Below are 24914 nucleotides of genomic sequence, written 5' to 3'. Positions count from 1 at the left end.
CCCGGCGCGGGGGCCACGCCCCACGCCGGTGTAGAGGGCACCCAGCATCACCGTCATCTCGGCCTGCATCTGGGGATCGCCCACGGCCCAGTCCTGCGGCGGGCGCAGATCCAGTTCGTGATCCAGCGGCACCAGCACGTCGTCGAAAACGATGTCGTGGCTGCCACTGGCGCGCAGGCCCAGGTGGTCCCAGGTCGGCACGATGCGTGTGCCGGGCAGGCCGGCGGGCACCAGCAAGGCGCCCACGCGCGGCGGGGTCTCGTCGGTGCGGGTCCACACCACGTACCACTTGAGCAGCGGCGCGCCGGTGGAGTAGAGCTTGTGCCCGCTCAGGCGCCAGCCCTCGGGCGTGCGGCGCGCGGTGGTGGCGGGCAGACCGCCACGCGCCGGCGTGCCCAGCTCGGGTTCGACGCGCAGCGCGTTGACCAGGGCGCCGTGTTCGCGCGCCTCCCGCACCAGGCGCTCGGCCAGCGCGTGCGGCCAGCGCTTGCCGGGCCGGCCCATCGAACGGTGCTGGATGTACTGCATGGTCAGCACCAGCGCGGTGGCGGGGTCGCCCTGGCCGATGGCACCGATCACGTCGCCCAGCTGCCCTACCGTGGCGCCAGGCCCACCCAGCTCGGTGGGCGCGGCGATGGCCAGCAAACCGGCGTTGTGCAGATCGACGAAGTTGTCGAAGGGAAAACTCGCTTCCAGATCGTGGCCGGGCGCGCGGTGCGCAAAGTCGGCCGACAGCGCCCGTGCGAGATCCACCCAATGCAGCGAGGCGTTCATTGCAGCACCTCGGGCTGCTCGCGCACCAGGATGTCGGCCAGGCTCTGGAAGGTGTGGAGGGCACCACCCGGACCGCCGATCTGCGCGTGGGTGCGCGCGGCCACCGCGTGCGGAATAGGGCTGGGCGTGCCCGCCGCTTCGGCCAGCAGCTGGGTGTGGCACACATTCTCCAGCGCGATGTACCACCAGGCCGCGGCCTCGACCGAGGGGCCGGCCGTCAGGATGCCGTGGTTCTTGAGGATCACCGCCTTTCGCTGGCCGAGCGCGGCGGCGATGCGCTCGCCCTCGTCGGTTTCAAGCACCACGCCGTTGTAGTCGTCGAACAGGGCATGGTCGCCGTAGAAGGCGCAGGCGTCCTGCGTCAGTGGGTCCAGCAGCCGGCCCAGGGTCGACCAGGTCTTGCCGTAGGTGGAGTGGGTGTGGGCGGCGGCCACGATGTCGGGCCGGGCTTCGTGCAGGGCGGCGTGGATGGCAAAGGCGGCGCGGTTGAGCGGGCCCTGGCCCACCACGATTTCACCGCGCGCGTTCACCAGCAGCAGATCCGAGACGCGGATCTGCGAAAAATTCGTGCCCAGCGGGTTGACCCAGAAGTGGTCGTGCCACTCGGGATCGCGGGCCGTGATGTGACCGGCCAGGCCGATGTTGAGTCCGTGCTGGGCAAACAGGCGAAACGAGATCGCCAGCCGTTCGCGCCGGTGCTGGCGTTCGTCTTCGATGCCGCGCTGGGGCGCCGGTTCGTCGAACCAGTCCTTGCGCTGGGGCTGGGCGTTGAGCAGCAGGCGCAGGCTGGCGGGCAGGCTGTCGTGGCGTGTGGTGGACATGGGAAGGGGCTTTCGTGTGAAGGGGCGTTCGGGGCGGTCAGGCGGGCTGGGCTTCCAGGGCGGACACGGATGCGCCATGCCGCTCGCGCCGGGCGAGCTTGTCGCGCACCAGGGGCAGCAGTTCACGGCCATAGCCGATGGCGTCGGCCAGGGGGTCGAAGCCACGGATCAGGAAGGTGCCAATGCCCAGATCGTGGTACTTGAGCAGCGCGTCGGCCACCTGCTCGGGCGTGCCCACCAGCGAGGTTGTGTTGGAGCGCCCGCCGGTCTCGCGCGCGATGGCGGTCCACAGGCGTTCATCCACGCGGTCGCCCTGGGCCGCGTCGGCCAGCAGGCGGCGTGCGCCCTCGCTCTGCTGCGGCCCGCCACGCGCGAAGCCCTGCTCCACACGCAGGCGGCGCGTGGCTTCCAGGATGGCGTGGGCCTTGTCCCAGGCCTGCGCTTCGGTGGCGCCCAGGATGGGACGGAACGAGATGCTGAACCCCGGGCTGCGGCCATGGCGGGCCGCCGCGGCCCGCACCCGCTGGACCAGCTCGCCTGCCTGCGCCAGCGACTCGCCCCACAGGGCATAGACATCGGCGTGGCGGCCCGCCACCTCCAGCGCCGGCGCCGACGCGCCGCCGAAATAGATCGGGACGTGGGGCTTCTGCAGCGGCCGCACCTCGGACCAGGCACCCTTGGCGCGGTAGTAGCGGCCTTCGTGGTCAAACGGCTGTTCGGCGGTCCAGACCTGGCGCAGCACGCTCAGGTACTCGTCGCTGCGGGCGTAGCGTTCGTCGTGGCCCAGGAAGTCGCCATCGCGCTGCTGGTCCTCGTCCGAACCGCCGGTGATGCAGTGCACGGCCAGGCGCCCCTGGGTGAACTGGTCGAGCGTGGCGAACTGCCGTGCGGCCAGCGTGGGCGCCACGAAGCCAGGGCGGTGGGCCAGCAGGAAACCGATGCGCTGCGTCACCGAGGCGGCGTACTGCACGGTCAGCACGGCGTCGGGGCTGGTGCCGCTGGAAGGCACCAGGATGCGGTCGAAGCCCGCGTGTTCGTGGGCCTGCGCGAACACGCGCACATAGGCTGGGTCGACCACCGGGCCACGGCGTGCGAAGGTTTCGGAAATTTCGTGCGGCTGGATCATGCCGATGAACTGGACACCCATGGGGGCTTCTCCTGACGAGGTGGGGAAGGAAAGGGAGGGGATGGCACCGACGATACGGAGCGCCGGCACGGCGGCCAACGAATAAAAACGCCTGTCGACATGCGTTTTTTGTTCGACGCGAGGTCAGTGCGGGAAGCCGCCTCGGGTGTCGCGCACGGGCTCGGCGTCCATGCGGCGGATCAAGGCCTCCAGGCCGTCGGCGGCCGAAGCATCGCTGGCGGGCTTCAACGCCGCCGTGCGGCACACCAGGTCGTCCTCGGACCAGGCCGCCGCGCCCGGCTGACCGCGCACCCGCAGCCAGCCGTCGCGGTCGGCCAGCAGCTGGTGGCCGGGCAGGGCCTCGCGCCCCACCCCCAGCACGGTCGCCAGGGCCTGCGCCAGCTCGGGACTGCCGGCCTGGCAGTCGGCATCGGCCGAGGCCGCGCCCACCGACACGGTGAGCAGGCGCGGATCGGCGGCCGGGAAGGGACCACCGGCCGCCACCAGGTGCAGGCGCTGGCCCCGCAGGCTGGACAGGGCGCGCGGGGTCCCCCGGCAGCTCACGGTGGCGTCGGGCACGGGCACGGGAAACACCCAGGCACCGGTGGCGCGCAGTGTCTGCCCGGCGGCCTGCGCGCGCACGAAGGCCAGCACATCCCAGACCTGGGCGTCGCTCCAGCGGTCGCCCGTGCCGGGCATGGTGGCCTGGCCCTGGCGGTCCAACATGCCATGGCGCACGCGCCAGAACAGCTCGCCATCCAGCCGTTTCCACAACAGGGAGCCATTGAGCGTGGGCGGCCACATGGCCAGGCGGGCGGCGTCGGGGCCCTCGCCCCGGCCGTCGTCTCCGTGGCAGCGTTGGCATTGCGTCTGATACAAGGCCTGCCCGCGCACGATGGCGCCGGCCTCGAAGGGGTGGTCGGGGCGGTGGAAGGCCGTGGGTGGGGTGGGGACCCGCAGCAGCTGCCATTCGGGCCAGGGCAGCGTCGCCAGCAACCATCCCCCCAGGCCCACCAGCGGCCAGCGGGCGCGCCGCCAGCACAGGCCCACCGCGGCGAACACCAGCAGCGCCAGCGCCACGGCGCCGAGCCACCACAGCCGCTTCACCTGGCCCGGGTCGAACAGCAGTTGCTCGGCCGCCAGCCGGTGCGCGAACGGCCAGGCCGGCTGGCCATGCACCGTGTCGGTGACCCCCAGCGCGCCCAGCAGGCGCCAGAGGCCCTGCTGGGCCTCGGACAGCAGCCACAGCAGGGTGTTGGTGGGCTCTGGTCCCAGGCTCACCAGCTGGCGTCCAGGCCCAGCAGCGTGAGGGCTTCGTGCCGCAGCTCGGCCAGGCGGGGGTGGCCCCGGTGGCGCGGGTAGGGCAGGTCGTTGTGCAGCACCGCCTTGATGCGCGCTGGCCGGTCGGACAGGACCACCACACGCTGCGCCAGGAACAAGGCTTCCTCCACGTCGTGGGTCACCAGCAGGGCCGAGAAGCGCTGGCGCTGCCACAACTCCAGCAGCTCGGTCTGCATGGTCAGGCGGGTCAGCGAGTCGAGCTTGCCCAGGGGCTCGTCGAGGATCAGCAGGCAGGGGTCGTTGACCAGGGCCCGCGCCAGCGCCGCGCGCTGGGCCATGCCACCCGAGAGCTGGTGGGGGTAGGCCTTGCCGAAGTCCTGCAGGCCGACCAGGCGCAGGGCTTCATCGACACGGTGCGCGTGGCTCTTGAGCAAGCCACGCGCCTGCAGCCCCAGGGCCACGTTGTCGCGCACGGTGCGCCAGGGGAACAGGGTCGGGTCCTGGAACACCACGATGCGCGACGGGTCGGGCTCGGTGATGTCGGCGCCGTCCTGGCGCAGGCGGCCGGCGGTGGCCGGCTCCAGGCCGGCGACCAGGCGCAGCAGCGTGGATTTGCCGCAGCCGCTGGGGCCCAGCAGGGCGACGAACTCGCCCGGCGCGATGTCCAGGCTCAGGTCGTCGATGACCTGCAGCGGGCCGGCGGGCAGGTCGAACCAGTGGCTCACGGCCTCGATGCCGATGTGGGCGCCGGCCTGCGCCGGTGCCGCTTCCGGGGAGGGATGGGCAGCGCTCACCATTTGACGATGCCTTTCTGCCACGCCAGCACGCGGTCGCGCACCAGGAACAGCAGCGTGATGACGCCGGAGAACAGCACGGCCATGACGATCAGCGCGGCGTACATGTTGGGGTAGGCCGCCCAGCCCTGGGCCCAGGTCAGGTACCAGCCCAGGCCCGATTTCACGCCCAGCATTTCGGCCACCACCAGGGTGGAGAAGGCCGCGCCGAGGCCCATGAACAGACCCACGAAGACCTGGGGCAGGGAGGCCGGTATGGCCACGCGCAGCACCAGGAACCAGGGCGACGCGCCCATGGTGCGGGCGACGTCGTAGTAGTGCTTGTGCACGCTGGCCACGCCCGACCAGGTGAGGATGGCGACCGGGAAGCCGGTGCCCAGCGCGATCAGGAAGACAGCGGTGGAGCCGCTGGACGGAAAGAAGTAGAAGGAGATCGGCAGCAGCGCGGTGGTGGGCACAGGACCGAGCACCCGCAGGACGGGGTGGATCCAGTAGTTCGCCCGCTTGGACCAGCCGATCAGCACGCCCACCACGAAGCCGGCGGCGGCGCCCAGTCCGATGCCGCTGGCCAGCAGCAGCAGCGAGTTGCCGGCGCTGTCGAGCAGCTTGAAGGTGTCGGTCGCGAACACGTCGATCAGGCTCTGCGGCGGCGCGAAGAAGGGTGGCGGCAGCAGGCCGAGCTTGGCGGTCACCAACTGCCAGATGCCCAGGCCCAGCGCCAGGGCCACCAGCCACGGGCCGACCGCGCGGGCGCGGCGCACGAGCCCCACGGGCAGTCCGGGCAGCAGGCTCAGGGCCAGCAGCGCGGCGGCCACCACGGCCGCCAGCCAGCCGAATTCGGCGGTGTAGGCCCAGTCGCTGAAGCCCACCACGGTGTTGGGCCAGGCGATGGTCAGCACCGCGAGCCCGGCCCAGGCCAGGGCGGCGGCCAGACCGGTCCACCACACGGCGGGCTGGTCGGAAGCGGCCCGGGCCGCCGTGGAGGCTGCGTGGCCGGTCGGGGCGATGCCGCCCGGGCGCAGTGTGTTGTCGATGGCGCTCATGCTGTGGCTCTCCGTGGGCTCAGCTCAGCACGTCGCCGTGCACGTGGGCCGCGAAGCGTGCCGGATCGGTGCCCGGCTTGAGCACGCCCACGAGTTTGAAATCACGGGCGTAGAACTCGATCTCCTGGCGCAGTGCCTGGCCATCCGGGTGGTGTTTGTGGGTCAGGGTGCCCAGCACGGCACGCAGGTCCTCCAGCGAGGCCTTGGAGTAGGGGCTGAAGATCTTGGCGGTTTCGTTGGGGTAGTTGGCGATGAAGTCGGACGCCTCGTTGATGGAGCGCGCCAGTGCGGCGGCCACGTGCTTTTCATTGCGCACCAGCTTGCCGCTGACACCGAGGACGCAGCAGGTCTTGGACGCGTATTCGCCCGACAGGTTGGAAGCCAGGTCCACCAGGCCCTTGGTGCGGCGCTGGATCAGGAACAGGTTGGGATCGCCATCGGCGATGGCGTGGGCCTCGCCCTTTTCGACCGCGACGCCGAGCATGTCACCCGGGAACTGGCGCCAGGTCACGTCCTGCTCGGGGTTGAGGCCGGCCTTGACCAGCAGGATGGAGAAGAAGTTCTTGCCTGGGCTGTTGAGGTCCGAGACCGCAATCGTCTTGCCCTTGAGGGCCTTGAGCGAGGTCACGCCGGCGGCCTCCGCGCCCACCAGGCGGACGCAGCCGCCGTGGCTGCTGCCCACCAGCTTGACGTCGAAGCCCGACTCCAGCGGCTTGAGCCAGCGGTGGATCATGCCGACGCCGGCATCGGCCTTGCCGGTGGCGATGGATTCGAGCAGCTGGTCGGTCGAGCCGCTGAAATTGACCAGTTCGACCTTGAGGCCATGCTTCTCGAAGATGCCCCGTTCCAGCGCCACCGGGGCCGCCGACAGGCAGACCGCGTTGGCGTTCCAGGCCAGCTTGACCTCGCGCAGCGGTGGCGCGGCCAGCACATGGCGCCCGGCCAGGCCGGCGGCGCCGATCACGCCGGCCGCGCCCGCGCCTCGCAGCAGTTGGCGGCGCGACCAAGCGGGGAGAAGTGTGTTCGTGGTGTTCAAGGCAATGGCTCCTGGTGCAGTGGAAAGGAGCGCCGATTCCACCGCGCCGGGCGCCGGATGCGAACGAAGAAAAACATGCTTGCTTATGCGAAAGTTTCCATTCCATCGCCCGCGCGCCTGGGTTGAAATCGGCGCCATCCTCCCCGCCCCTGTTTTCGAGAAAGACCCCACGCGATGACCCACCCACCCCCACCGGCCCGATGGCGGCACTTCGTCGACGCCCTGACCCAGCTGCTGGACGGACAGCCCCAGGAGCCCGACATCCTCGACCAGGGCGGCGAACTGCTGGCGCAACTGGTCGCGCACGACGACTGGCTGCCCCAGGCCTGCGCCCAGGCCCACCCCGAGCGCTACCAGCAATACCTGCTGCATGCCGACGCGCACGGGCGCTTCTCGGTGGTCAGCTTCGTCTGGGGACCGGGCCAGGCCACGCCCATCCATGACCACACGGTGTGGGGCCTGATCGGTGTGCTGCGCGGCGCCGAGATCGCCCAGGCCTATGAGCGCGACAGCGACGGCCTCTGGCGGCCCCAAGGCGCCGAACACCGGCTGGAGCCCGGCGTGGTCGAGGCCGTCTCGCCCCGCATCGGCGACGTGCACCGCGTGCGCAACGCCTTCGCCGACCGGACCTCGATCAGCATCCACGTCTACGGCGCCGACATCGGCACCGTCGAGCGATCCGTCTACCTGGAAGACGGCACGCGCAAGCGCTTCGTGTCCGGCTACAGCAACGCCGCCCAGCCCGCCTGACCTTTTATCTTTATCTGCCCATGACCTTGCCCTTGATCCACACCCCCTACGCGCAGGTCCGCCAGGCCCTGCTGGACCACACCGAAATCGCCCTGCTCGACGTGCGTGAGGAAGACCCGTTCGCACAAGCCCACCCGCTGTTCGCCGCCAACCTGCCGCTGGGCCGCATCGAACTCGATGCCTGGCAGCGCATCCCCCGCCTGGACACCGTCGTGGTGGTCTACGACAACGGCGAAGGTCTGGCCGAACGCGCCGTGCGCAAGCTGCAGTCGCTGGGCTACCAGCGGGTGTCGCTGCTGGCCGGCGGCCTGCAAGGCTGGCGCGATGCCGGCGGTGAGCTGTTCCGCGACGTCAACGTGCCCAGCAAGGCGTTTGGCGAACTGGTGGAAGCGCAACGCCACACCCCTTCGCTGCCGGCCGAGGAGGTGCTGGCGCTGCAACAGCAACAGGCCGACGTGGTGGTGCTCGACGCACGTCGTTTCGACGAATACCAGACCATGAGCATCCCCGGGGCCATCAGCGTGCCGGGGGCCGAACTAGTCTTGCGCGCCCGCACGCTGGCGCCCGATCCGCGCACCCGCATCATCGTCAACTGCGCGGGCCGCACGCGCAGCATCATCGGCACCCAGTCCCTGGTCAACGCCGGCCTGCCCAATCCGGTGTCGGCCCTGCGCAACGGCACCATCGGCTGGACGCTCGCGGGCCAGGCGCTGGACCACGGCGCCGACCGCCGCGCTGGCGAGGTGACGCCCGCCCAGCGCGCCCAGGCGGCGCAAGACGCCCGCGCGGTGGCGCAACGCGCCGGCGTGCGCCACGCCAGCCTGGCCGATCTCGAACGCTTCGCCGCCGAACGGGGCCGCACCACCTACCGCTTCGATGTCCGCTCGCCGGAAGAATTCGCCGCTGGCCACCTGCCGGGCTTTCGCAGCGCGCCGGGTGGTCAGCTGGTGCAGGAAACCGACGTGTCGGCCCCGGTGCGCGGCGCGCGCATCGTGCTGGTGGACGACGACGGCGCCCGCGCGCACATGACCGCGTCCTGGCTGACGCAGATGGGCTGGGAGGTGTGGGTGCTGGACGGCGTGGACCGATCGGCCTTCACCGACACCGGCCCCGCGCCAGCCACGCTGCCCAGGCCGTCCCGCCCGGTCGACTGGATCGCGCCGGCCACGCTGGCCGAGCAGCTGGCCAACGAGGCCCCGGGCCAGACGGCGGTGATCAACCTCACCACCAGCGCCAACCACGTCAAACGCCACATCCCCGGCGCCTGGTTCGTGCTGCGCACCGACCTGGAGCGGGCCCTGTCCACCATTCCCAGCGCCAAGCGCTACGTGCTGACCTGTGGCAGCAGCCTGTTGGCCCAATACGCGGTGGAGGAGGTGGCGCAGGCCACCGGCGCGCGGGTGTTGGTGCTCGAGGGCGGCAACCAGGCCTGGGCCGACGCCGGACTGCCCACGGCCGAGGGCGAACAGCGGCTGGCCAGCCCGCGCACCGACCGCTACCGCCGCCCCTACGAGGGCACCGACAACCCACGCGAGGCCATGCAGGGCTACCTCGACTGGGAGTTCGGCCTGGTGGCGCAACTGGCGCGCGACGGCACCCACGGCTTCCAGGTCCTCTGAGCCCATGAGCGATGTGCTGTCCTTCGACACCGACGTGCTGGTGGTGGGCGGCGGCATGGCCGGCGCCTGGACCGCGCTGGGCGCCGCGCGCGAAGGTGCCCAGGTGGTGCTGGTCGACAAGGGCTACTGCGGCACCAGCGGCGTCACGGCCACGGCCGGGCCGGGCCACTGGTGGGTGCCGCCCGAGCAGCGCGCCGCCGTGGTGGCGCAGCGCGCGCAGCAGGGCCTGGGACTGGCCGATCCCGCCTGGATGCTGCGCATCCTCGACACCACATGGCGCCACCTGCCCACCATCGCGTCGCACTACCGCTTCGGCGTCGACGCCCAGGGGCAGACCGTGTACCGCGCATTGCGCGGCCCCGAATACATGCGCGCCTTGCGTGCCCTGGTGGAAGCGGCCGGGGTGCGGGTGCTCGACCACCACCCGGCGCTGGAACTGCTGCGCCACGACGACGGCAGCGTGGCCGGCGCGGCGGGGCAACAACGCCGCACCGGCCGGGTCTGGTCGGCGCGCGCCGGCGCGGTCGTCCTGGCCAGCGGCGGCTGCGCCTTCCTGTCCAAGCTGCTGGGCGCCGACAACAACACCGGCGACGGCCTGCTGATGGCGGCCGAGCTCGGGGCCGAGCTGTCGGGCATGGAGTTCACCAACGGCTACACGGTGGCCCCGGTCTACTCTTCGATGACCCGCGCCATGTCCTACGTGTTCGCGCGCTACTTCGACGCCAGCGGCCGCGAACTGGACATACCGCCCGGCCCCGGCAGCACGGTAGCGCTGGCCACCGCGCTGCAGCACGGGCCGGTCTTCTGCTCGCTCGACCGCATGCCACGCGACCTGCGCGAGCTGCTGCCCACGATCTCGCCCAACGTGCTGCCGGCCTTCGCGCGGCGCGGCATCGACCCCTTCCACGACCGCTTCGAGATCGCCCTGCGCGGCGAAGGCACGGTGCGCGGCATCGGCGGGCTGCGCGTGGCCAGCGAAGCCTGCGAGACCACCGTGCCCAACCTGTTCGTGGCAGGTGACACCGCGTCGCGCGAAGCGGTGGCCGGCGCCGTTTCGGGCGGTGGCAACGTCAACTCGGCCTGGGCCCTGTCGTCCGGCCTGTGGGCGGGGCAGGGCGCGGCCCGGCGCGCGCGCCAGGCCGGGCGGCGCCTGCGGCACGCGGCCCAAGGGGCCGGACAGGCGGGTCTGCGGCCCCAGCGTGCCGGCGTCGCACCGGACACCGCCACCGCCCTGGCGCGCCTGCAGCGACCCATGCTCGACCCGGCGCTGAACCTGTTCCGCCACGGCGCCGCGCTGGCACGTTCGCAACGCGATCTGGACAGCGACTGGGCCGACTGGCGCGCCCACGCCGGTGGCGACGCCACCCAGGCGCTGCGTCACCGCGAAATGGCCGCCCTGCTGGCCACCGCGCGCTGGAGCCTGGCGTCGGCGCTGGCGCGCACCGAGAGCCGCGGCATGCACCTGCGCACCGACGCGCCCGCTACACTGCCGACGTTCGCGCATCCCATCCACGCCGGCGGGCTGGACCGCGTCTGGACACGCGCTCCCGCCCCCACACCCCAGGCGCTCCCCGCATGATTGCCCTGCTGCTTGCCGACCGCTGCACCGCCTGCCAACGCTGCGTCGCCATTTGCCCGGCCGACGTGTTCGAGGCCGGGATCGGCGAACCGCCCCGCATCGCCCGCGCCACCGATTGCCAGACCTGCTTGGCCTGCGAGCTGTACTGCGAGGCGGATGCCTTGTACGTGCACCCGGACGTGTTCCAGCCGGTGGCGGTGGACGAGGCCCAGGTGCGCGCCAGCGGGCTGCTGGGTGTCTACCGGCGCGATTCGGGCTGGCACGAATGGCAGGACGATCCGCGCTACGCCAACCGCCACTGGCGCATGGACGAGGTGTTCGCCCGCGGCCGGCAGTTGGCCTCAACCCCGAGACCTGCGGCGGCCGTGACGCCGGCCGATGCCCATGGCACGCGCTGAACACCGGGTCTGGCTCGGCGCCAGGTTGCTCGCCGTGCTGCTGTGGGCCCTGGGCGCCCCGGCCGTGGCCGCGCCGCCGCCGCTGACCGAGGCCACGGTGGTGGCGGTCTATCCCGACGAAGGACGGGTGCTGCTGCGCCACGGCGACATGCCGCACCTGGGCATGTCGGCCATGACCATGGAATTCGTGGCCAGCGACAAGCGCTGGCTGCTGGGCCTCCAGCCCGGCGCGGTGGTGCGCTTCGACGCCCGGCGCGAGGGCGAGGAACACGTCATCACGCGCTGGCGCCGCCGCTGAGGCCAGGCGCCCGGCCGGCCGCTACAGGTCCAAGGTCAGCGCGTCGGACAGGGCCCGCGAACAGCACGGGGTCATGGCCTGGTTCAGCCGGTGCTCGTCATCCGTGAGAAACATGTCCCGGTGATCCGGCACGCCGTCCAGCACCGGCGTCAGGCAGGTGCCGCAAATACCCTGCTCACAGGACACCGGAATCTCGATGCCGACACGCGCGGCCGCGGCGACGATGGTCTCGTTCCCCTCCACGGTCACCGTCTTCAGCGACTTGGCGAAAAACAGCGTGAACGTCGACTGGCCGCTGGCAACGGCAGGCGGCGAGAAACTCTCGAAGTGGTAGGCCGGCCTCGGGGCCGGCCGCTGCGCCACCAAATCACCAATGCGCTTCAGGAAACCCGCCGGGCCGCAGGCATACACCGCGGTCTCTGCCGCCACGCTGTCCACGACATGGTCCAGGCTGTGCGCCGCGGGGGCAGGCTCGTCGTCCAGGTGCAGTACGGCGTGCTGGCGCAAGCGGGTACCGGCCAGCTCGGCCTGGAAAGCCAGGCGGTCCCGCGAGCGGGCAAAGCAGTGCAGTTCAAATGCCGTGCCCACGGCCTGCAGCTGGTAGGCCATGGCGATGAGGGGCGTGATGCCCACGCCGCCCGCCAGCAGGCAGGCGGGCTGGGTCGTGCTCTTGAGCGCGAAGGCATTGCGCGGCCGACCGATGCGGATCAGATCGCCCGCCTGCACCGACGCGTGCATGGCACGCGAACCGCCGCGGCCATGGACGTCCCGCAGCACCGCGATGCGGTAGGCCTGCCCGTTCTCGGGTGGTCCACACAGGGAGTATTGCCGCACCAGGCCCCCCGGCAGGTGGACGTCGATGTGAGCTCCGGCTTCATAGCGTGGGAGCGGGACGGCCGTGTCGGCGGCCACCAACTCGAAAACGTCGATGTCAGTGGCTTCGCTGGCGCGGCGGCTGACCCGCACGCTCAGGGTGGTGTTGTCCATGGCCCGGCTGCCTCATTTCAAGGGGCACTGTGACGCGTAGGCATCCTGGTGGCTCTTGAACGGCGTGGCGATGGTCTTGAGGCCGAGCCGGCCCTTGCCGTCCTTGGCCACCTCCATGACGTGCATGCCCTGGATGGGGAAGTTGTTGTTGCCGAATCGGAAGTCACCCCGAACCGACTTGAAGTCGGCCTGTTTCAACGCGACCATGAAGGCCTTCTTGTCCGATACCTTGCCCTTGACCTTGTCGATGGCCGAATCCAGCAGCAAGGCGGCGTCGTAGCTCTGGGCGGCATAGTTCGACGGCACCCGCTTGTATTTCTGCTCGAAGGCCTCCACGAACCTGCGGCTCTGTTCGTTGGGGAAGTCGGGGGCCCAGAAGCCACCGCTGACCACACCCAGCGCCGTGTCGCCGATGGCGGGCAGGGACAGGGCGTCGACCACAAACGTCGTGAGCAGCGGGACCTGCTTGATCAGGCCGGCCTGCGCGTACTGCTTGGCGAAGGCCACGCCCAGGCCACCCGGGTAGAAGGCAAACACCGCGTCGGGCTTGGCGGCCGCGAGTTGGGAGAGCTCGGCCGAGAAGTCGAGCTGGTTCAGCGGGGTGTACAGCTCGTCGGCCAGCTGGCCCTTGTAGAAGCGTTTGAAGCCCGTCACGATGTCCTTGCCGGCCTGGTAGTTGGGCGCCAGGACAAAGACCCGCTTGTAGCCCTTCTCGGTGGCGTACTGGCCGATCGCCTCGGCGGCCTGGTCGCCCTGCCAGGACGTGATGAACTGGTAGGCGGAGCATTGGCCACCGGCGATCTGCGAGGGGCCGGCGTTCGAGCCGATCAGGAACACCTCGTTGTCGGTGATGTACTTGTGGGTGGCCATCATGATGTTGGAGAACGAGATGCCGGTGATGACGGACACCTTGTCGCGCTCGATTAGTTTCCTGGCCGCCTGGTTCGCGACATCGGGCTTGAGCTGGCTGTCTTCCTTGACCAGCTGGATCGGCACCCCGCCGAGCTTGCCGCCGTTTTGTTCAAGCCGCAGCAAGAAGCCATCGAGCTGGTCCTGCCCCACGGCGGCGGTCGGGCCCGACAGCTCGCCCAGGAAACCGATCTTGATCGGGGCTTGGGCCTGGGCGCTGACCGCGCCCAGGGTCAGGGCGGTCGCGGCGGCGATGGCCAGATGGCGTCGTGTGAATGTGTTCATGCTTGTCTCCGTGGCTGTCTGTCTGTGGTGGGTAAGGCGGGGGGAGGGGGTTGGCGCCTATTGGCCGGTGACGTCTTGTTCTTGTTTGATCAGGCGCTCGATCTGCCGGCGCATGCGCACCGGGCCGGCGTCCACCGTCAGGAGCACCGGCTTCAGATCCCAGAAGTTGTTGTCCCCGATCGCGGCCTGTTGGGCGTCGAGCATGGGTTTGTCCTGCGATTCAAAGGCGAAGCGGCGCAGCGATGCGAACGTCCGGGCTTCGTCCTCCGAGAGCCGGGTGCCCGGGGGCATGGCGGCCGCGAAGTGGTAATGGGTGGTCTTCTCGGTTTCTGGCGTGAGGATGTGGATGCCGTAATACCAGCCGTGGTCGGCGCGTTGGCCACCCACTTCGTGGACGCCGCTGTCGAGCAGAAAGCAGCTGGGGGGCATCCAGGTCATGTTGGTCCACATGTCCACGGGTTGGCCATCGCGGCGGTAGACCATGTCGAAGATGCGGGGCACCGAGATGTTGGGCATCCATCGGTTGCAGGACAGCGTGCCGCCGTTTTCGACCAGCTGCTGATCGGCACCGATCTGTTCCGGGCTGCCGAGATAGCCGTCATGGAGGTAGGTGATGTGGCTGAGGTCCAGCAGGTTCTCCGCCATCAGCTCGTAGTTGGAGTCGATGTGGATGTAGCCACGGGTGGTTGAGAAGTCGCCGGTGGAATCCAGCACGCCGTAATCGGGCAACTTGCCGCCGTCCGGTGCGCCGTCGCCCATCCAAATCCACACCATGCCGAAGCGCTCCAGCGTGGGGTACTGGCGAACCTTGGCCGCGGCGGGAATCTTGCCGTCGCCGTGGGGGTTGAGCACACACTTGCCTGTGCAATCGAAACGCAGGCCGTGGTAGCCACATTCGATCGCGTCGTTGACCAGGCGCCCCATGTGGAGCGGCACGAACCGATGCGGGCAACGGTCCTGCAACGCGACGACCGTGCCGTCCTGCTTGCGGTAGAACACGACGGGTTCGTCCAGCAAGCGGCGATGGAACATCTCGCCCGCCTTGACCTCGTTGTCCCAGCACGCAACGTACCAAGCATTTTTGATGTAAGCCACCGTTTGTCTCCTCTAGGTGTTGTATGGTGTTCGAATTAAACATACAGAGCACTCGTTATGTAAATGAAATTTCTTAAAAACCACGAGATGCCGATGGGTATTGGACGGATCGATGCGATCCGGACGTTCTCCCCGATGGACCACGCCATGCACAATCCGCCCATGCCGAAAGCGTCCACAACAACCACCAGCGCCACGCGTGGGGTGGCGCCCCGACCACCAGCGCGCCGCAAACAGGAAGACCGCTCCCGCGAGACGCGGGACAAGCTCATGCAGGCCGCCATCGACGTGCTGCTGCGCGATGGCTACAACCGGCTCACGATGAAGGAGGTGGTCAAGGTGGCCGGTGTCTCCAGCGGCGCGCTGATGCACCACTTCACGTCAAAGGCGGAGTTGGTGGTCGCGGCCACCGCAATGGTGTACGACGAGGCGATCGCGAGAGGCCAGCGGGTGGCCCTGACCGCAGAGGCCCACCGGAACCCCATCGAAGGCTACATCGCGGATTGCACCAGCGTGTACTTCGACTGGCCGTTTCTGGCGGCGCTGGAAACCATCGTGGTCGCCCGCACCGATCCCGAGCTGATGGAGAAGATCCTGCCCGTCATGGAACACTACCGCAGCACCTGCGACGTGATCTGGCTGGCCGTCTTCCAGAAGGCGGGCCTGACCGAGGGCCGCGCGAAGGCCGTGCTGAACCTCACGCTCAACCTGGTCCGTGGCATGGCCATCAACAGCATCTGGCGCCACGACGAGGCCCACTACCGCCAGTACCTCAAGACATGGATCGCCATGGCCAGCCACGAATTCCAGCTGCCGGCCCATGTCTGAAGGCTGGGGGCCCAGCTCGGCCAGGCGTTTGGCGATGTCGGGTCGGCCCACGATGCGCTGCGCCGCATGAGACATATCAGCCGATACACATCGTCATCAGCTTCCGCATGAACTCTCACCCCAACTGCAGCGGCTTTCGTGTGAAGAAATGCGCGTCTGGCATCCGCGCAGCGGCATAGGCCGCTTGTTTCCCGCCAGCGTTGAGCGGCTCAGGGCGCCCCCGGCTTCGACCCGTCGGAGAACAGCCTGAACACCAGCTGCCGCAACCAGACATTCGCGGGATCGCGGTGGTAGCGGGCATGCCAGAACAGGTTGATGGCAATTTCGGGCAAAGGCGCCGGATGGGGTGAACTGACGAGGCCCAGCGGACCTTCGACGCGCAACGCGTAGCGCTCCGGCACGGTCGCGATCAGGTCAGTGGACTGCAGGATGTGGCCCACGGCGATGAAGTGCGGCACCACCAGGCGCACATTGCGCTGTATGCCCACACGCTCCAGCAAGGCGTCGACTTCACCGTGCCCGGTGTTGGCGGCGACCACGCCGACATGGCCCAGCTCACAAAAGCGCTTGAGTGAGATTGGCCGCTTGGCCACCGGGTGATCGCGGCGGAACAGGCAGACATAGCGTTGCCGGAACAAACGGCGCTGGAAAAAACCCGCCTGCAGGTGCGGCAGCAGGCCCAGCGCCAGATGCACCTTGCCGGATTCCATGTCCTCCTTGAGGTTCCCGGCCGAATGCCTTACCGTGCTGATACGGACCTTGGGCGCTTCCTGGGCCAACGCCTGCATGAGCGGGGGCATGAAATACATCTCGCCAATGTCGGTCATGGACAAGGTGAAGGTGCGCTCGCTGGTGGCGGGCTCGAACTGCTGCCGGTGGCCGAACGCATTCTGCAAGGTGCCCAGCGCGTAGCTGACGGACTCGACCAGGTCCAGCGCGTAGGGCGTGGGTTCCATGCCGCGTGAGGTGCGCAGGAACAGCTCGTCGCCCAGTGTCTGGCGCAAGCGCTGCAAGGCCTTGCTGACGGCGGGCTGGCTCATGCCCAGGCTGTCCGCCGCGGTCGAGACACGCTTGTCGACGAGCAACTGATGAAAGACCACCAGCAGGTTGAGATCCAGCTCACGCAACTCCATGATCGGTCCACTCCAATATTCCTTTTGGGCATTTTAACTATGGCGATTGCGCCATGTACTCATAGTGGGTACCGCCGCAGAATCGCAGCCATACCAGCCCGAGACAAGCGACCAGCCACCATGGAACTCCACGTCCAACCCCACAACATCCGCCTGGAGGCCAGGAGTGGCGAGAACCTGCTCGAGGTGCTCAAGGCGCGGCAGGTGCCCATTTCCTACAGTTGCATGTCGGGCCGCTGCGGCACCTGCCGCTGCCGTGTCGTCCAGGGCCACGTGATCGACGCCGGCCCCCAGACGGGCCGCCCCTTGTCCAGCAAGGACGACCATGTGCTGGCCTGCCAGTCGGTGCTGTCGGGCGATTGCACGATCGAACTGCCGGAAGTGGACGAGGTCGTGGTCCATCCCGCGCGCATCCTCAAGGGCACGGTGGTGGGCATCGATCCGGCCACACACGACATCCGGCGCCTGCGCGTCAAGCTGGCCAAGCCCCTGGACTTCAGCCCCGGGCAGTACGCCACCGTGCAGTTCACGCCCGAGCACATCCGCCCCTACTCCATGGCGGGCTTGCCGGACGACGGCGAGCTGGAGTTCCAGATTCGCCACGTGCCAGGCGGGCGCGTGACCGACCATGTTTTTTCCGAGCTGAAGGTGGGCGACGCCTTGCGCGTCAGCGGCCCCCTGGGCACCGCCTACCTGCGGCGCAAGCACACCGGTCCCATGTTGTGCGTGGGCGGCGGCACCGGCCTGGCGCCCGTGTTGTCCATCGTGCGCGGAGCCCTGGCGGCAGGCATGACCAACCCGATCCACCTGTACTTCGGCGTGCGCAGCGCGCAGGACGTTTACGACGCGGACCGCCTGCGGGCCTTGGCGGCCGACCATGCCAACCTCAACGTCCAGATCGTCGTCGCCACGGGTGGCGTCGGAGCCGATCTGCGCAGCGGCCTGGTGACGGACGCCATCGAACAAGACCACCCCCATCTGCAGGGCTGGCGGGCCTACCTCTGTGGCGCGCCGGCGATGGTCGAGGCGCTCAACATCCTGGTCGCGCGCCTGGGCATCGCGCCCGAGCATGTCCACGCCGATGCCTTCTACCCCAGCGGCGTCTGAGAGCGCCCCACACACCGCGAACGCACACCACGAATACACACCCCGTTCACACCCAGAGGAGCACACCACCATGAGTGACACCCCGGTCATATTCCCGACAGAATTGAAATGGTCAGACGACGGGACCAGCCGCATCCCCTTTCTGGCCTACACCAGCGAGGAACTGCACAAACGCGAGCTCGAGCGCTTCTTCTACAAGGCCCACTGGTGCTACGTGGGCCTGGAGGCCGAAGTGCCCAACACCGGCGACTTCAAGCGCACGGCGGTCGGCGAGCGATCGGTGATCATGGTGCGTGACGCCGACGGCTCCATCAACGTGGTGGAAAACGTCTGCGCGCACCGAGGCATGCGCTTTTGCCGTGAGCGCCATGGCAACAAGAAGGACTTCGTCTGCGCCTACCACCAATGGAGCTACACCCTCAAGGGCGACTTGCAGGGTGTGCCCTTTCGCCGTGGGGTGAAACAGGATGGCCAAGTCAACGGCGGCATGCCGGCCGACTTCAAGACCAGCGACCACGGGCTGACCAAGCTCAAGGTGGCCGTGCGCGGGGGCGTGGTGTTCGCGTCCTTCGACCACGAGGTGGAACCGCTGGAAGACTACCTGGGCCCCACCATCCTGGGCTACTTCGACCGCCTGTTCAACGGCCGCCAGCTCAAGATCCTGGGCTACAACCGCCAGCGCATCCCGGGCAACTGGAAGCTGATGCAGGAAAACATCAAGGACCCCTACCACCCGGGCCTGCTGCACACCTGGTTCGTCACCTTCGGGCTTTGGCGCGCGGACAACAAGTCCCAGCTCCGGATGGACAGCCGCCACCGCCATGCGGCCATGATCTCGACCCGAGGCAGCGCGGGGAAATCGGAGCAGGTCACCCAGGTGTCGAGCTTCAAGGAAAGCATGCAGCTCAACGACCCGAGTTTCCTCGACATCGTGCCCGAGCCCTGGTGGGGCGGCCCCACGGCGGTGATGACCACCATCTTCCCCAGCGTCATCCTGCAACAGCAGGTCAACAGCGTGTCCACCCGCCACATCCAGCCGAACGGGAACGGCAGCTTCGACTTTGTCTGGACCCACTTCGGCTTCGAGGACGACAGCGAGGAGATGACCGAACGCCGCTTGCGCCAGGCCAACCTGTTCGGTCCAGCCGGCTTCGTCTCGGCCGACGACGGGGAAGTGATCGAGTTCTCCCAGCAGGCCTTCGAGAGCAAGCCGTTTCACCGCACCGTGGCGGAACTGGGCGGCACCGACGTGGCCGACACCGAGCACATGGTGACGGAAACCCTGATCCGCGGCATGTACCGCTACTGGCGCGACGTGATGGAGGCCTGAGCCATGAACACGAGCATTCAATTCGAAGACTGGCTGGCCCTGAACCAGCTGTACGCCGACTACGCCAGCGCTGTCGACTCCGGCCACTGGGATCTCTGGCCCGAGTTCTTCACCGACCAGTGCGTCTACCGTCTGCAGCCGCGCGAGAACCACGAGCGCGGCTTTCCCCTAGCGACGCTGTCCTTCACCAGCAAGGGCATGCTCAAGGACCGCGTCTACGGCATACGCGAGACGCTCTACCACGATCCCTACTACCAGCGCCATGTCGTGGGCACCCCGGTGGTGCGCCAGGTGGAAGCGGACGGCTGGCGCTGCGAAGCCAACTACGCGGTGTTCCGCACCAAGCTGTCGGAAGCCTCCACCGTCTTCAACGTCGGCCGCTACCTCGACAAGGTGGTGCGCACCCCGCAAGGCCTCAAGTTCGCGTCGCGGGAGTGCATCTACGACAGCGAAATGATCCCCAACTCCATCATCTACCCCATCTGAGGCCGCCATGAACGACACCCCCTGGACCGATGTGATCGGCGCCGACGAACTGCCCACGGACGACGTGATCGGCGTGCTGGTCGCCGGCCGTGACATCGCGCTCTACACCGCGGGCGACGCCGTCTACGCCACCGACAACATCTGCACCCATGGCCATGCCCGCTTGTGTGATGGTTTCCTCGATGGCCACGAGATCGAATGCCCCTTGCACCAGGGCAAGTTCGATGTGCGCGACGGCACACCCACCTGCGCGCCCGTGACCGAGGGCCTGCGCAGCTACCCGGTCAAGATCGAAAACATGCGGGTGATGCTCCAGCTGGATTGACAGGCCGAGCCTCCAGCCCTGCATCCGCCCCACCTCCCTTCAGCCCCACGCCGCTGCGCAAGCCCTTGCGCAAGCCGCTGCATATTCAGAAGAGACAAACATGAGCACTCGGACATACCTCCCCTACATCGCCTGCGCCGCCGCCCTGTGTGTGGCACAGGCCCGGGCCGACGTGAAGATCGGCTTTTCCGCGCCGCTGTCCGGCCCCGTGGCCGCCGTCGGCCAGGACCAATACGACGGCTTCCTGCTGGGTCTCGAATCCGTGGGCGGCAAGCTCGGCGGTCAGGTGACCACGGTCCTGCGCGAAGACGACCAGCTCAAACCCGAGCTGGGCAACCAGATCACACGCAAATTCATCGACCGCGACAAGGTCGATGCGATGGTGGGCCTGGGCTTTTCCAACGTGCTGATGGCCAGCCTGCCACGCATCGCGGAGTCCGGCACGGTGGCCATCGCCACCAACGCCGGTCCGTCTCCGCTGGCCGGCGCGGGTTGCCTGCCCAACGTCTTCTCCACGGCCTGGCAAAACGACGGCACCGCCGAGGCCATGGGCAAGTACGCCCAGGACACGGGCTTCAAGCGGGTCTACCTCATGGCCCCCAACTACCAGGCCGGCAAGGACTACATCGCCGGCTTCAAGCGCCACTACAAGGGCCAAGTGCTGGACGAGGTGTACACCCAGGTCAACCAGCCCGACTACGCTGCCGAAATCGCCCAGCTCCAGGCCGCCGGCGCCGACGCGGTCTTCGTTTTCTATCCCGGTGGCATGGGGGTGAACTTCGTCAAACAGTTCAGCCAGGCCGGGCTCGGCAAGAAGCTGCCGCTGCTGTCGGCCTTCACGGTCGATGGCACCACCTTGCCGGCCCTGCGCGACGCGGCGCTGGGCACCATCTCCGGCGCCATGTGGGACGTGGCACTGACCACGCCCGGCAACGCTGAGTTTGTAGCCACCTTCGCCAAGAAGTTCGGCCGCACGCCCAGCCACTACGCCGCCGTGGGTTACGACGCGGCGCGCCTGCTCGACATCGCGGTGCGCAAGGTCCATGGCAAGACCGCCGACAAGGCCGCCTTTGCCGCGGCGGTCAAGGCGGCGGGCACGGAGCTGAAGTCGGTGCGCGGCCCATTCCGCTTCAACACCAACAACATGCCGGTGCAGAACTACTACGCCTTCCAGACGGTGAAGGACGGCGAGAAGTTCGGCGTCAAGCTCCTGGGCACGCCCTTGAGCCAGCACCAGGACGTCTACGTCGCCCAGTGCGGGGCCAAGTAAGCCATGAGCACCACCTTGCTCCTTGCGCAGCTGCTCAACGGGCTCCAGTACGGCGTGCTGCTGTTCCTGCTGGCGGCCGGCCTGACGCTGGTCTTCGGCATCATGAGCTTCGTCAACCTGGCTCATGGCTCGCTCTACATGCTGGGGGCCTACGCCGCCGCCGTGGTGGGCGGACAGACCGGCTCCTTCCTGCTGGCGGTGCTGGCGGCCATCACCACCGGTGCGCTGGTGGGATTTGTGCTGGAGCGCACGGCGGTGGCCCGGCTCTACCGGCGTGACCACCTCGACCACGTGCTGGCCACCTTCGGCCTGGTGCTGTTCTTCAACGAGCTCGTGCGCATCATCTGGGGGCCGCAGCCGGTGTTCATCTCGCTGCCGGAATCGCTCTCGGGCACGGTGGACCTGTTCGGCTTCACCTATCCGACCTACCGCTTCCTCATCATCGCCGTGGGCCTGGTGGTTGCCGTCGGCAGCCAGTGGCTGATCCACCGCACCCGCGTGGGCATGCTCATACGCGCCGGCTCCGTCAACCCGGAGATGGTGGGCGCCCTGGGCGTGAACATCCGCCGCCTCAACGCCATGCTGTTCGCGCTGGGCGCGGCCCTGGCCGCCCTGGCGGGCGCGATGGCCGGCCCCATCCTGTCGGTGCAGAGCGGCATGGGCGAACCCGTGCTCATCACCACGTTGGTGGTGATCGTGATCGGCGGCATCGGCTCGGTCAAGGGCGCGCTCTACGCCAGCATCATCGTCGGCATGTCCGACACCCTGGGCCGGACCTTCCTGCCCATGCTGCTGCGCGCCGTGGCCGACCGCGAGATCGCCAACGCGGCCGGACCCGCCCTGGCGTCCATGCTGGTCTACATGCTCATGGCCGTGATCCTCGCGTTCCGCCCTCAGGGCCTGTTTCCCGCACACAAGGGGGCACGATGAAACACCTGCGCTACCCGGCCCAATGGCTGCCCCTGCTGGTCCTGCTCGGCCTGGCACTGGTGCCCACCCTGGCCTCCCTCACCGACGACAACTTCCTCGTGACCTTCTTTGCCCGCGTCCTGATCTATGGCATCGCCGCCAGCGCGCTCAACATCGCGCTGGGCTTTGGCGGACTGGTCAGCCTGGGCCACGCCTTGTTCATCGGCATCGGCATGTACAGCGTGGCCCTGCCGGTGCACTTTGGCGTCACCAGCGGCTGGGTGCACCTCGCCTGGTGCATCGGCATGTGCGCCACGGTGGGCGTGGTCACGGGGCTGGTCAGCCTGCGCACCACCGGCATCGGCTTCATCATGATCACCCTGGCCTTCGCTCAGATGGGCTATTTCGTCATCATCAGCCTGAAACAGTTTGGCGGCGATGACGGTTTGAGCATCAACGGCGCGAGCGACTTCTTCGGTTTGCGCCTGTCCGGGCCGGTGCCGGTGTACTACGCCGCCTTGCTGCTGCTCGGCGGGCTGTTGCTGTGGTCGGGCCGGATGCGGCAGTCGCCCTTCGGGATGGCCTTGCGTGGCGCGCGGCAGAACGCCCGGCGCGTGGCCTCCATCGGCCTGGCCCTGCGGCACTACCAGTTGGCCGCCTACGTGCTGTCCGCCGTGGTCTGTGGCCTGGCTGGCCTGCTGTTCGCCAACCTCAACGCCTACGCCTCGCCCAGCACCATGGCCTGGACGGTGTCGGGCGAGCTGATCGTGATGGTGGTGCTGGGTGGCATGGGCACCGTGACCGGTCCCTTGCTGGGCGCGGTGGTGTTCCTGGGCATCGAGGAAGTCTTCAAGCTCATGACCGAGCACTGGATGGCGCCGTTTGGCCTGGCCATCCTGGCCGTGTCGCTGGTGGGCAAATCCGGCCTCATGGGCTGGCTGGCCCATTTCACGCCCCGCGCGGGCACCGTTCGCGAGGAGGCCACGCCATGACCCGCATGCTCCAGACACAGGCCATCACCAAGCGCTTCGGCGCCTTGCTGGTGACCGACCAGGTGTCGCTCGACATCGCGCCCGGGGAACTCCACGCCATCATCGGCCCCAACGGCGCCGGCAAGACGACCTTGATCAACCAGCTCTCGGGCGAGTTGCGCTCGGATTCGGGCACCGTGCTGTTCGAAGGGCAGGACGTCACGTCGCTGGGCATCCACGCCCGTGCCCGGATGGGCTTGCTGCGCTCCTACCAGATCACCTCGGTGTTCGACGAGTTCACCGTGCGCGAGAACGCGGCGCTGGCGGCCATGGGCGCCAAGCGCCACGCCTTCCGCTTCTGGCACGGGCTGTTGCACGACAAGGACGCGGCGACGGCGGCCGACGAAGGCATCGCCGCGGCTGGCCTGACGCCGCTTGCCGACCTGCCGGCGTCCGAGCTGGGTTACGGCGAGCGGCGCCAGCTGGAGCTGGCCATGGCGCTGGCCGCGCGGCCCAAGTTCCTGCTGCTCGACGAGCCCATGGCGGGGATGAGCGTGCAGGAGTCGGCCCAGGTCATCGCCTTGCTCAAGTCGCTCAAGCGCCGCTACACCATCCTGCTGGTGGAGCACGACATGAACGCCGTGTTCGCCCTGGCCGACCGCATCAGCGTGCTGGTCTACGGCCGCATCCTCGTCTCGGGGACCCCAGAGGAGATCCGTGGCAACGAAGAGGTGCGCTCCATCTATTTGGGCGAAGAGGAGATAGGCTGACCATGAAACCACTGCTGCAAGTCAAGGGTCTGCATGCGGGCTACGGCGCCGCCAAGGTGCTGTTCGGCATCGATTTCTCCGTCGGCGAGGGTGAGGTGGTGACCTTGCTGGGCCGCAACGGCATGGGACGCTCCACCACCATCAAATGCCTGTTCGGCCTGTTGCGCTGCACCGCCGGGAGCATCGCGTTGTCTGGCGAATCGGTCGAGAAGAAGGAGTCCTTCGAGATCGCACGCCGGGGACTGGGTCTGGTGCCCGAAGGGCGGCAGGTGTTCCCCAACCTGACGGTCGAGGAGAACCTGGTGGCCACGGCGCGCGAGATGGCCGCGCCGGGCCTTCGGGCCTGGACGCTGGAGCGTGTCTATGGGTTCTTCCCGCGCCTCAAGGAGCGCCGCGCCAACCTGGGCTCGCAGCTCTCCGGGGGCGAACAGCAGATGCTGGCGATAGGGCGGGCCCTGATGACCAATCCACGCCTCATGGTGCTGGACGAGGCCACCGAGGGCCTGGCGCCGCTGATACGTGCCGAGATCTGGCGCGCCCTGACCGAGCTCAAGGCCGAGGGCTTGTCACTGATCGTGATCGACAAGAACCTGGGCCCCTTGCTGGACCTGGCCGACCGCCACGTGGTGATCGAGAAGGGCAGGGTGGTCTGGTCCGGCACCTCCACCGAGCTGCGGGCCGAACCGCGCATCGTCCACGAGTACCTGGGGGTTTGAGACAACCCACCCAGCCACAGCACACCACCACCCACAAGGACCTTCCATGACCCACCCCGACCCCGCCCTGGGCCGCCTCGAAGACCTGCCCGCCAGCTACGTGGACGCGCTCAAGGCGCAGAACCTCGTGCCCCTGTGGCCCAGCCTGCGCGCCGTGCTGCCCCCCGGCGTGCCCACCCGCCAGACCCGCGCCACCCACTGGGCCTACAGCGCCATCCGCCCGCTGCTGCTGCAGGCCGGCGAACTCACCCCGATTGAGAAAGCCGAGCGCCGC

At 68.6% G+C, this 24914-nt stretch carries 26 protein-coding genes and 2 pseudogenes; 17 read left to right on the top strand and 11 right to left on the bottom strand.

Annotation, left to right across the window (positions count from 1 at the left end; all coding sequences use genetic code 11):
- From AAHB17_RS22365 to AAHB17_RS22335, 7 genes are all read right to left on the bottom strand, one after another.
- Window positions 1-774: acyl-CoA dehydrogenase family protein (locus tag AAHB17_RS22365; RefSeq protein WP_342133234.1), on the bottom strand; the 774-nt coding region annotated here is incomplete at its 3' end.
- Window positions 771-1595, bottom strand: coding sequence for a class II aldolase/adducin family protein (locus AAHB17_RS22360; protein WP_342133232.1), 825 nt, complete (start codon window positions 1593-1595; stop codon window positions 771-773). The genes AAHB17_RS22365 and AAHB17_RS22360, both read right to left, overlap by 4 nt.
- Before the next feature lie 37 nt (window positions 1596-1632).
- Window positions 1633-2742 (bottom strand): LLM class flavin-dependent oxidoreductase, encoded by a 1110-nt coding sequence (locus AAHB17_RS22355; protein WP_342133230.1) that lies wholly within the window; start codon window positions 2740-2742, stop codon window positions 1633-1635.
- A gap of 123 nt (window positions 2743-2865) precedes the next feature.
- On the bottom strand, window positions 2866-4002 hold the full coding sequence (locus AAHB17_RS22350; RefSeq protein ID WP_342133228.1) for a c-type cytochrome: 1137 nt from the start codon (window positions 4000-4002) through the stop codon (window positions 2866-2868).
- The gene (locus tag AAHB17_RS22345) at window positions 3999-4799 is read right to left on the bottom strand and encodes an ABC transporter ATP-binding protein (RefSeq protein WP_342133226.1); all 801 of its coding nucleotides are present in this window, start codon (window positions 4797-4799) and stop codon (window positions 3999-4001) included. Before AAHB17_RS22345 ends, AAHB17_RS22350 begins: the two co-directional genes overlap by 4 nt.
- The gene (locus tag AAHB17_RS22340) at window positions 4793-5839 is read right to left on the bottom strand and encodes an ABC transporter permease (RefSeq protein ID WP_342133225.1); all 1047 of its coding nucleotides are present in this window, start codon (window positions 5837-5839) and stop codon (window positions 4793-4795) included. Before AAHB17_RS22340 ends, AAHB17_RS22345 begins: the two co-directional genes overlap by 7 nt.
- Before the next feature lie 19 nt (window positions 5840-5858).
- The gene (locus AAHB17_RS22335) at window positions 5859-6875 is read right to left on the bottom strand and encodes an ABC transporter substrate-binding protein (RefSeq protein WP_342133223.1); all 1017 of its coding nucleotides are present in this window, start codon (window positions 6873-6875) and stop codon (window positions 5859-5861) included.
- A 174-nt stretch (window positions 6876-7049) separates the two neighbouring features.
- Between AAHB17_RS22335 and AAHB17_RS22330 the strand changes: the two genes are divergently transcribed.
- The 5 genes from AAHB17_RS22330 to AAHB17_RS22310 are packed head-to-tail and all read left to right on the top strand — an operon-like array spanning window position 7050 to window position 11519.
- The gene (locus tag AAHB17_RS22330) at window positions 7050-7625 is read left to right on the top strand and encodes a cysteine dioxygenase family protein (protein WP_342133221.1); all 576 of its coding nucleotides are present in this window, start codon (window positions 7050-7052) and stop codon (window positions 7623-7625) included.
- Between the two features lie 20 nt (window positions 7626-7645).
- Entirely contained in the window at window positions 7646-9244 is a 1599-nt protein-coding gene (locus AAHB17_RS22325) for a rhodanese-related sulfurtransferase (protein ID WP_342133220.1), read from the top strand.
- Between the two features lie 4 nt (window positions 9245-9248).
- Window positions 9249-10823 (top strand): FAD-binding protein, encoded by a 1575-nt coding sequence (locus tag AAHB17_RS22320; RefSeq protein ID WP_342133219.1) that lies wholly within the window; start codon window positions 9249-9251, stop codon window positions 10821-10823.
- Entirely contained in the window at window positions 10820-11221 is a 402-nt protein-coding gene (locus AAHB17_RS22315; RefSeq protein ID WP_342133217.1) for a ferredoxin family protein, read from the top strand. The genes AAHB17_RS22320 and AAHB17_RS22315 overlap by 4 nt, the downstream gene beginning before the upstream one ends.
- Window positions 11208-11519, top strand: a complete 312-nt coding sequence (locus AAHB17_RS22310; RefSeq protein WP_342133215.1) for a copper-binding protein — start codon at window positions 11208-11210, stop codon at window positions 11517-11519. The genes AAHB17_RS22315 and AAHB17_RS22310 overlap by 14 nt, the downstream gene beginning before the upstream one ends.
- Before the next feature lie 21 nt (window positions 11520-11540).
- Here the strand turns inward: AAHB17_RS22310 and AAHB17_RS22305 are convergent, their stop codons facing one another.
- The 3 genes from AAHB17_RS22305 to AAHB17_RS22295 are packed head-to-tail and all read right to left on the bottom strand — an operon-like array spanning window position 11541 to window position 14795.
- A complete protein-coding gene (locus AAHB17_RS22305; protein ID WP_342133214.1) occupies window positions 11541-12506 on the bottom strand; it encodes a PDR/VanB family oxidoreductase in 966 nt (321 codons plus the stop codon).
- Between the two features lie 12 nt (window positions 12507-12518).
- Window positions 12519-13700: an ABC transporter substrate-binding protein gene (locus AAHB17_RS22300; RefSeq protein WP_342133213.1), complete on the bottom strand. Its 1182-nt coding sequence runs from the start codon at window positions 13698-13700 to the stop codon at window positions 12519-12521.
- A 57-nt stretch (window positions 13701-13757) separates the two neighbouring features.
- The gene (locus tag AAHB17_RS22295) at window positions 13758-14795 is read right to left on the bottom strand and encodes an aromatic ring-hydroxylating dioxygenase subunit alpha (protein ID WP_342133212.1); all 1038 of its coding nucleotides are present in this window, start codon (window positions 14793-14795) and stop codon (window positions 13758-13760) included.
- A 162-nt stretch (window positions 14796-14957) separates the two neighbouring features.
- Here AAHB17_RS22295 and AAHB17_RS22290 point away from each other — a divergent pair, with 162 nt between their 5' ends.
- On the top strand, window positions 14958-15623 hold the full coding sequence (locus AAHB17_RS22290; RefSeq protein WP_342133211.1) for a TetR/AcrR family transcriptional regulator: 666 nt from the start codon (window positions 14958-14960) through the stop codon (window positions 15621-15623).
- Window positions 15624-15832: 209 nt separating this feature from the next.
- Here the strand turns inward: AAHB17_RS22290 and AAHB17_RS22285 are convergent, their stop codons facing one another.
- Window positions 15833-16756, bottom strand: coding sequence for a LysR family transcriptional regulator (locus AAHB17_RS22285; protein WP_342133210.1), 924 nt, complete (start codon window positions 16754-16756; stop codon window positions 15833-15835).
- A gap of 120 nt (window positions 16757-16876) precedes the next feature.
- Here AAHB17_RS22285 and AAHB17_RS22280 point away from each other — a divergent pair, with 120 nt between their 5' ends.
- From AAHB17_RS22280 to AAHB17_RS22235, 11 genes and pseudogenes are all read left to right on the top strand, one after another.
- A complete protein-coding gene (locus tag AAHB17_RS22280; RefSeq protein ID WP_342133209.1) occupies window positions 16877-17863 on the top strand; it encodes a 2Fe-2S iron-sulfur cluster-binding protein in 987 nt (328 codons plus the stop codon).
- 70 nt (window positions 17864-17933) lie between these two features.
- Window positions 17934-19193, top strand: coding sequence for an aromatic ring-hydroxylating dioxygenase subunit alpha (locus tag AAHB17_RS22275; RefSeq protein ID WP_342133208.1), 1260 nt, complete (start codon window positions 17934-17936; stop codon window positions 19191-19193).
- A gap of 3 nt (window positions 19194-19196) precedes the next feature.
- Window positions 19197-19679 carry an aromatic-ring-hydroxylating dioxygenase subunit beta gene (locus tag AAHB17_RS22270; RefSeq protein WP_342133207.1) on the top strand — a complete coding sequence of 161 codons (483 nt, stop codon included), beginning with the start codon at window positions 19197-19199 and terminating at the stop codon, window positions 19677-19679.
- Between the two features lie 7 nt (window positions 19680-19686).
- Complete coding sequence (locus AAHB17_RS22265) at window positions 19687-20004, top strand: non-heme iron oxygenase ferredoxin subunit (RefSeq protein WP_342133206.1); 318 nt, start codon at window positions 19687-19689, stop codon at window positions 20002-20004.
- Between the two features lie 100 nt (window positions 20005-20104).
- Entirely contained in the window at window positions 20105-21274 is a 1170-nt protein-coding gene (locus tag AAHB17_RS22260; RefSeq protein ID WP_342133203.1) for an ABC transporter substrate-binding protein, read from the top strand.
- A 3-nt stretch (window positions 21275-21277) separates the two neighbouring features.
- On the top strand, window positions 21278-22204 hold the full coding sequence (locus AAHB17_RS22255; RefSeq protein ID WP_342133202.1) for a branched-chain amino acid ABC transporter permease: 927 nt from the start codon (window positions 21278-21280) through the stop codon (window positions 22202-22204).
- Window positions 22201-23175, top strand: coding sequence for a branched-chain amino acid ABC transporter permease (locus AAHB17_RS22250; RefSeq protein WP_342133201.1), 975 nt, complete (start codon window positions 22201-22203; stop codon window positions 23173-23175). The genes AAHB17_RS22255 and AAHB17_RS22250 overlap by 4 nt, the downstream gene beginning before the upstream one ends.
- Window positions 23172-23687 (top strand): annotated as a pseudogene (locus AAHB17_RS22245) (ABC transporter ATP-binding protein); the annotation flags it as partial. The gene AAHB17_RS22250 and the pseudogene AAHB17_RS22245, both read left to right, overlap by 4 nt.
- 6 nt (window positions 23688-23693) lie before the next feature.
- Window positions 23694-23924: an ABC transporter ATP-binding protein C-terminal domain-containing protein gene (locus AAHB17_RS24800; RefSeq protein WP_446719641.1), complete on the top strand. Its 231-nt coding sequence runs from the start codon at window positions 23694-23696 to the stop codon at window positions 23922-23924.
- A 2-nt stretch (window positions 23925-23926) separates the two neighbouring features.
- Window positions 23927-24640, top strand: a complete 714-nt coding sequence (locus tag AAHB17_RS22240; protein ID WP_342133198.1) for an ABC transporter ATP-binding protein — start codon at window positions 23927-23929, stop codon at window positions 24638-24640.
- 46 nt (window positions 24641-24686) lie between these two features.
- Window positions 24687-24914: pseudogene (locus AAHB17_RS22235) on the top strand (cupin domain-containing protein); the annotation flags it as partial.

The sequence above is a fragment of the Hydrogenophaga sp. OTU3427 genome (genome assembly GCF_038440225.1).
Classification (GTDB): Bacteria; Pseudomonadota; Gammaproteobacteria; order Burkholderiales; family Burkholderiaceae_C; genus Hydrogenophaga.
Note: the sequence above shows the minus strand (reverse complement) of the source record. Positions and strands in the feature narration are given on the sequence as shown.

Coding starts and splice junctions, on each gene's coding strand:
- AAHB17_RS22360 (WP_342133232.1), bottom strand. CDS start 1,595: ATGTCCACCACACGCCACGACAGCCTGCCCGCCAGCCTGCGCCTGCTG.
- AAHB17_RS22355 (WP_342133230.1), bottom strand. CDS start 2,742: ATGGGTGTCCAGTTCATCGGCATGATCCAGCCGCACGAAATTTCCGAA.
- AAHB17_RS22345 (WP_342133226.1), bottom strand. CDS start 4,799: ATGGTGAGCGCTGCCCATCCCTCCCCGGAAGCGGCACCGGCGCAGGCC.
- AAHB17_RS22340 (WP_342133225.1), bottom strand. CDS start 5,839: ATGAGCGCCATCGACAACACACTGCGCCCGGGCGGCATCGCCCCGACC.
- AAHB17_RS22330 (WP_342133221.1), top strand. CDS start 7,050: ATGACCCACCCACCCCCACCGGCCCGATGGCGGCACTTCGTCGACGCC.
- AAHB17_RS22325 (WP_342133220.1), top strand. CDS start 7,646: ATGACCTTGCCCTTGATCCACACCCCCTACGCGCAGGTCCGCCAGGCC.
- AAHB17_RS22320 (WP_342133219.1), top strand. CDS start 9,249: ATGAGCGATGTGCTGTCCTTCGACACCGACGTGCTGGTGGTGGGCGGC.
- AAHB17_RS22315 (WP_342133217.1), top strand. CDS start 10,820: ATGATTGCCCTGCTGCTTGCCGACCGCTGCACCGCCTGCCAACGCTGC.
- AAHB17_RS22310 (WP_342133215.1), top strand. CDS start 11,208: ATGGCACGCGCTGAACACCGGGTCTGGCTCGGCGCCAGGTTGCTCGCC.
- AAHB17_RS22305 (WP_342133214.1), bottom strand. CDS start 12,506: ATGGACAACACCACCCTGAGCGTGCGGGTCAGCCGCCGCGCCAGCGAA.
- AAHB17_RS22300 (WP_342133213.1), bottom strand. CDS start 13,700: ATGAACACATTCACACGACGCCATCTGGCCATCGCCGCCGCGACCGCC.
- AAHB17_RS22290 (WP_342133211.1), top strand. CDS start 14,958: ATGCCGAAAGCGTCCACAACAACCACCAGCGCCACGCGTGGGGTGGCG.
- AAHB17_RS22285 (WP_342133210.1), bottom strand. CDS start 16,756: ATGGAGTTGCGTGAGCTGGATCTCAACCTGCTGGTGGTCTTTCATCAG.
- AAHB17_RS22280 (WP_342133209.1), top strand. CDS start 16,877: ATGGAACTCCACGTCCAACCCCACAACATCCGCCTGGAGGCCAGGAGT.
- AAHB17_RS22275 (WP_342133208.1), top strand. CDS start 17,934: ATGAGTGACACCCCGGTCATATTCCCGACAGAATTGAAATGGTCAGAC.
- AAHB17_RS22270 (WP_342133207.1), top strand. CDS start 19,197: ATGAACACGAGCATTCAATTCGAAGACTGGCTGGCCCTGAACCAGCTG.
- AAHB17_RS22265 (WP_342133206.1), top strand. CDS start 19,687: ATGAACGACACCCCCTGGACCGATGTGATCGGCGCCGACGAACTGCCC.
- AAHB17_RS22260 (WP_342133203.1), top strand. CDS start 20,105: ATGAGCACTCGGACATACCTCCCCTACATCGCCTGCGCCGCCGCCCTG.
- AAHB17_RS22255 (WP_342133202.1), top strand. CDS start 21,278: ATGAGCACCACCTTGCTCCTTGCGCAGCTGCTCAACGGGCTCCAGTAC.
- AAHB17_RS22250 (WP_342133201.1), top strand. CDS start 22,201: ATGAAACACCTGCGCTACCCGGCCCAATGGCTGCCCCTGCTGGTCCTG.
- AAHB17_RS24800 (WP_446719641.1), top strand. CDS start 23,694: ATGGCGGGGATGAGCGTGCAGGAGTCGGCCCAGGTCATCGCCTTGCTC.
- AAHB17_RS22240 (WP_342133198.1), top strand. CDS start 23,927: ATGAAACCACTGCTGCAAGTCAAGGGTCTGCATGCGGGCTACGGCGCC.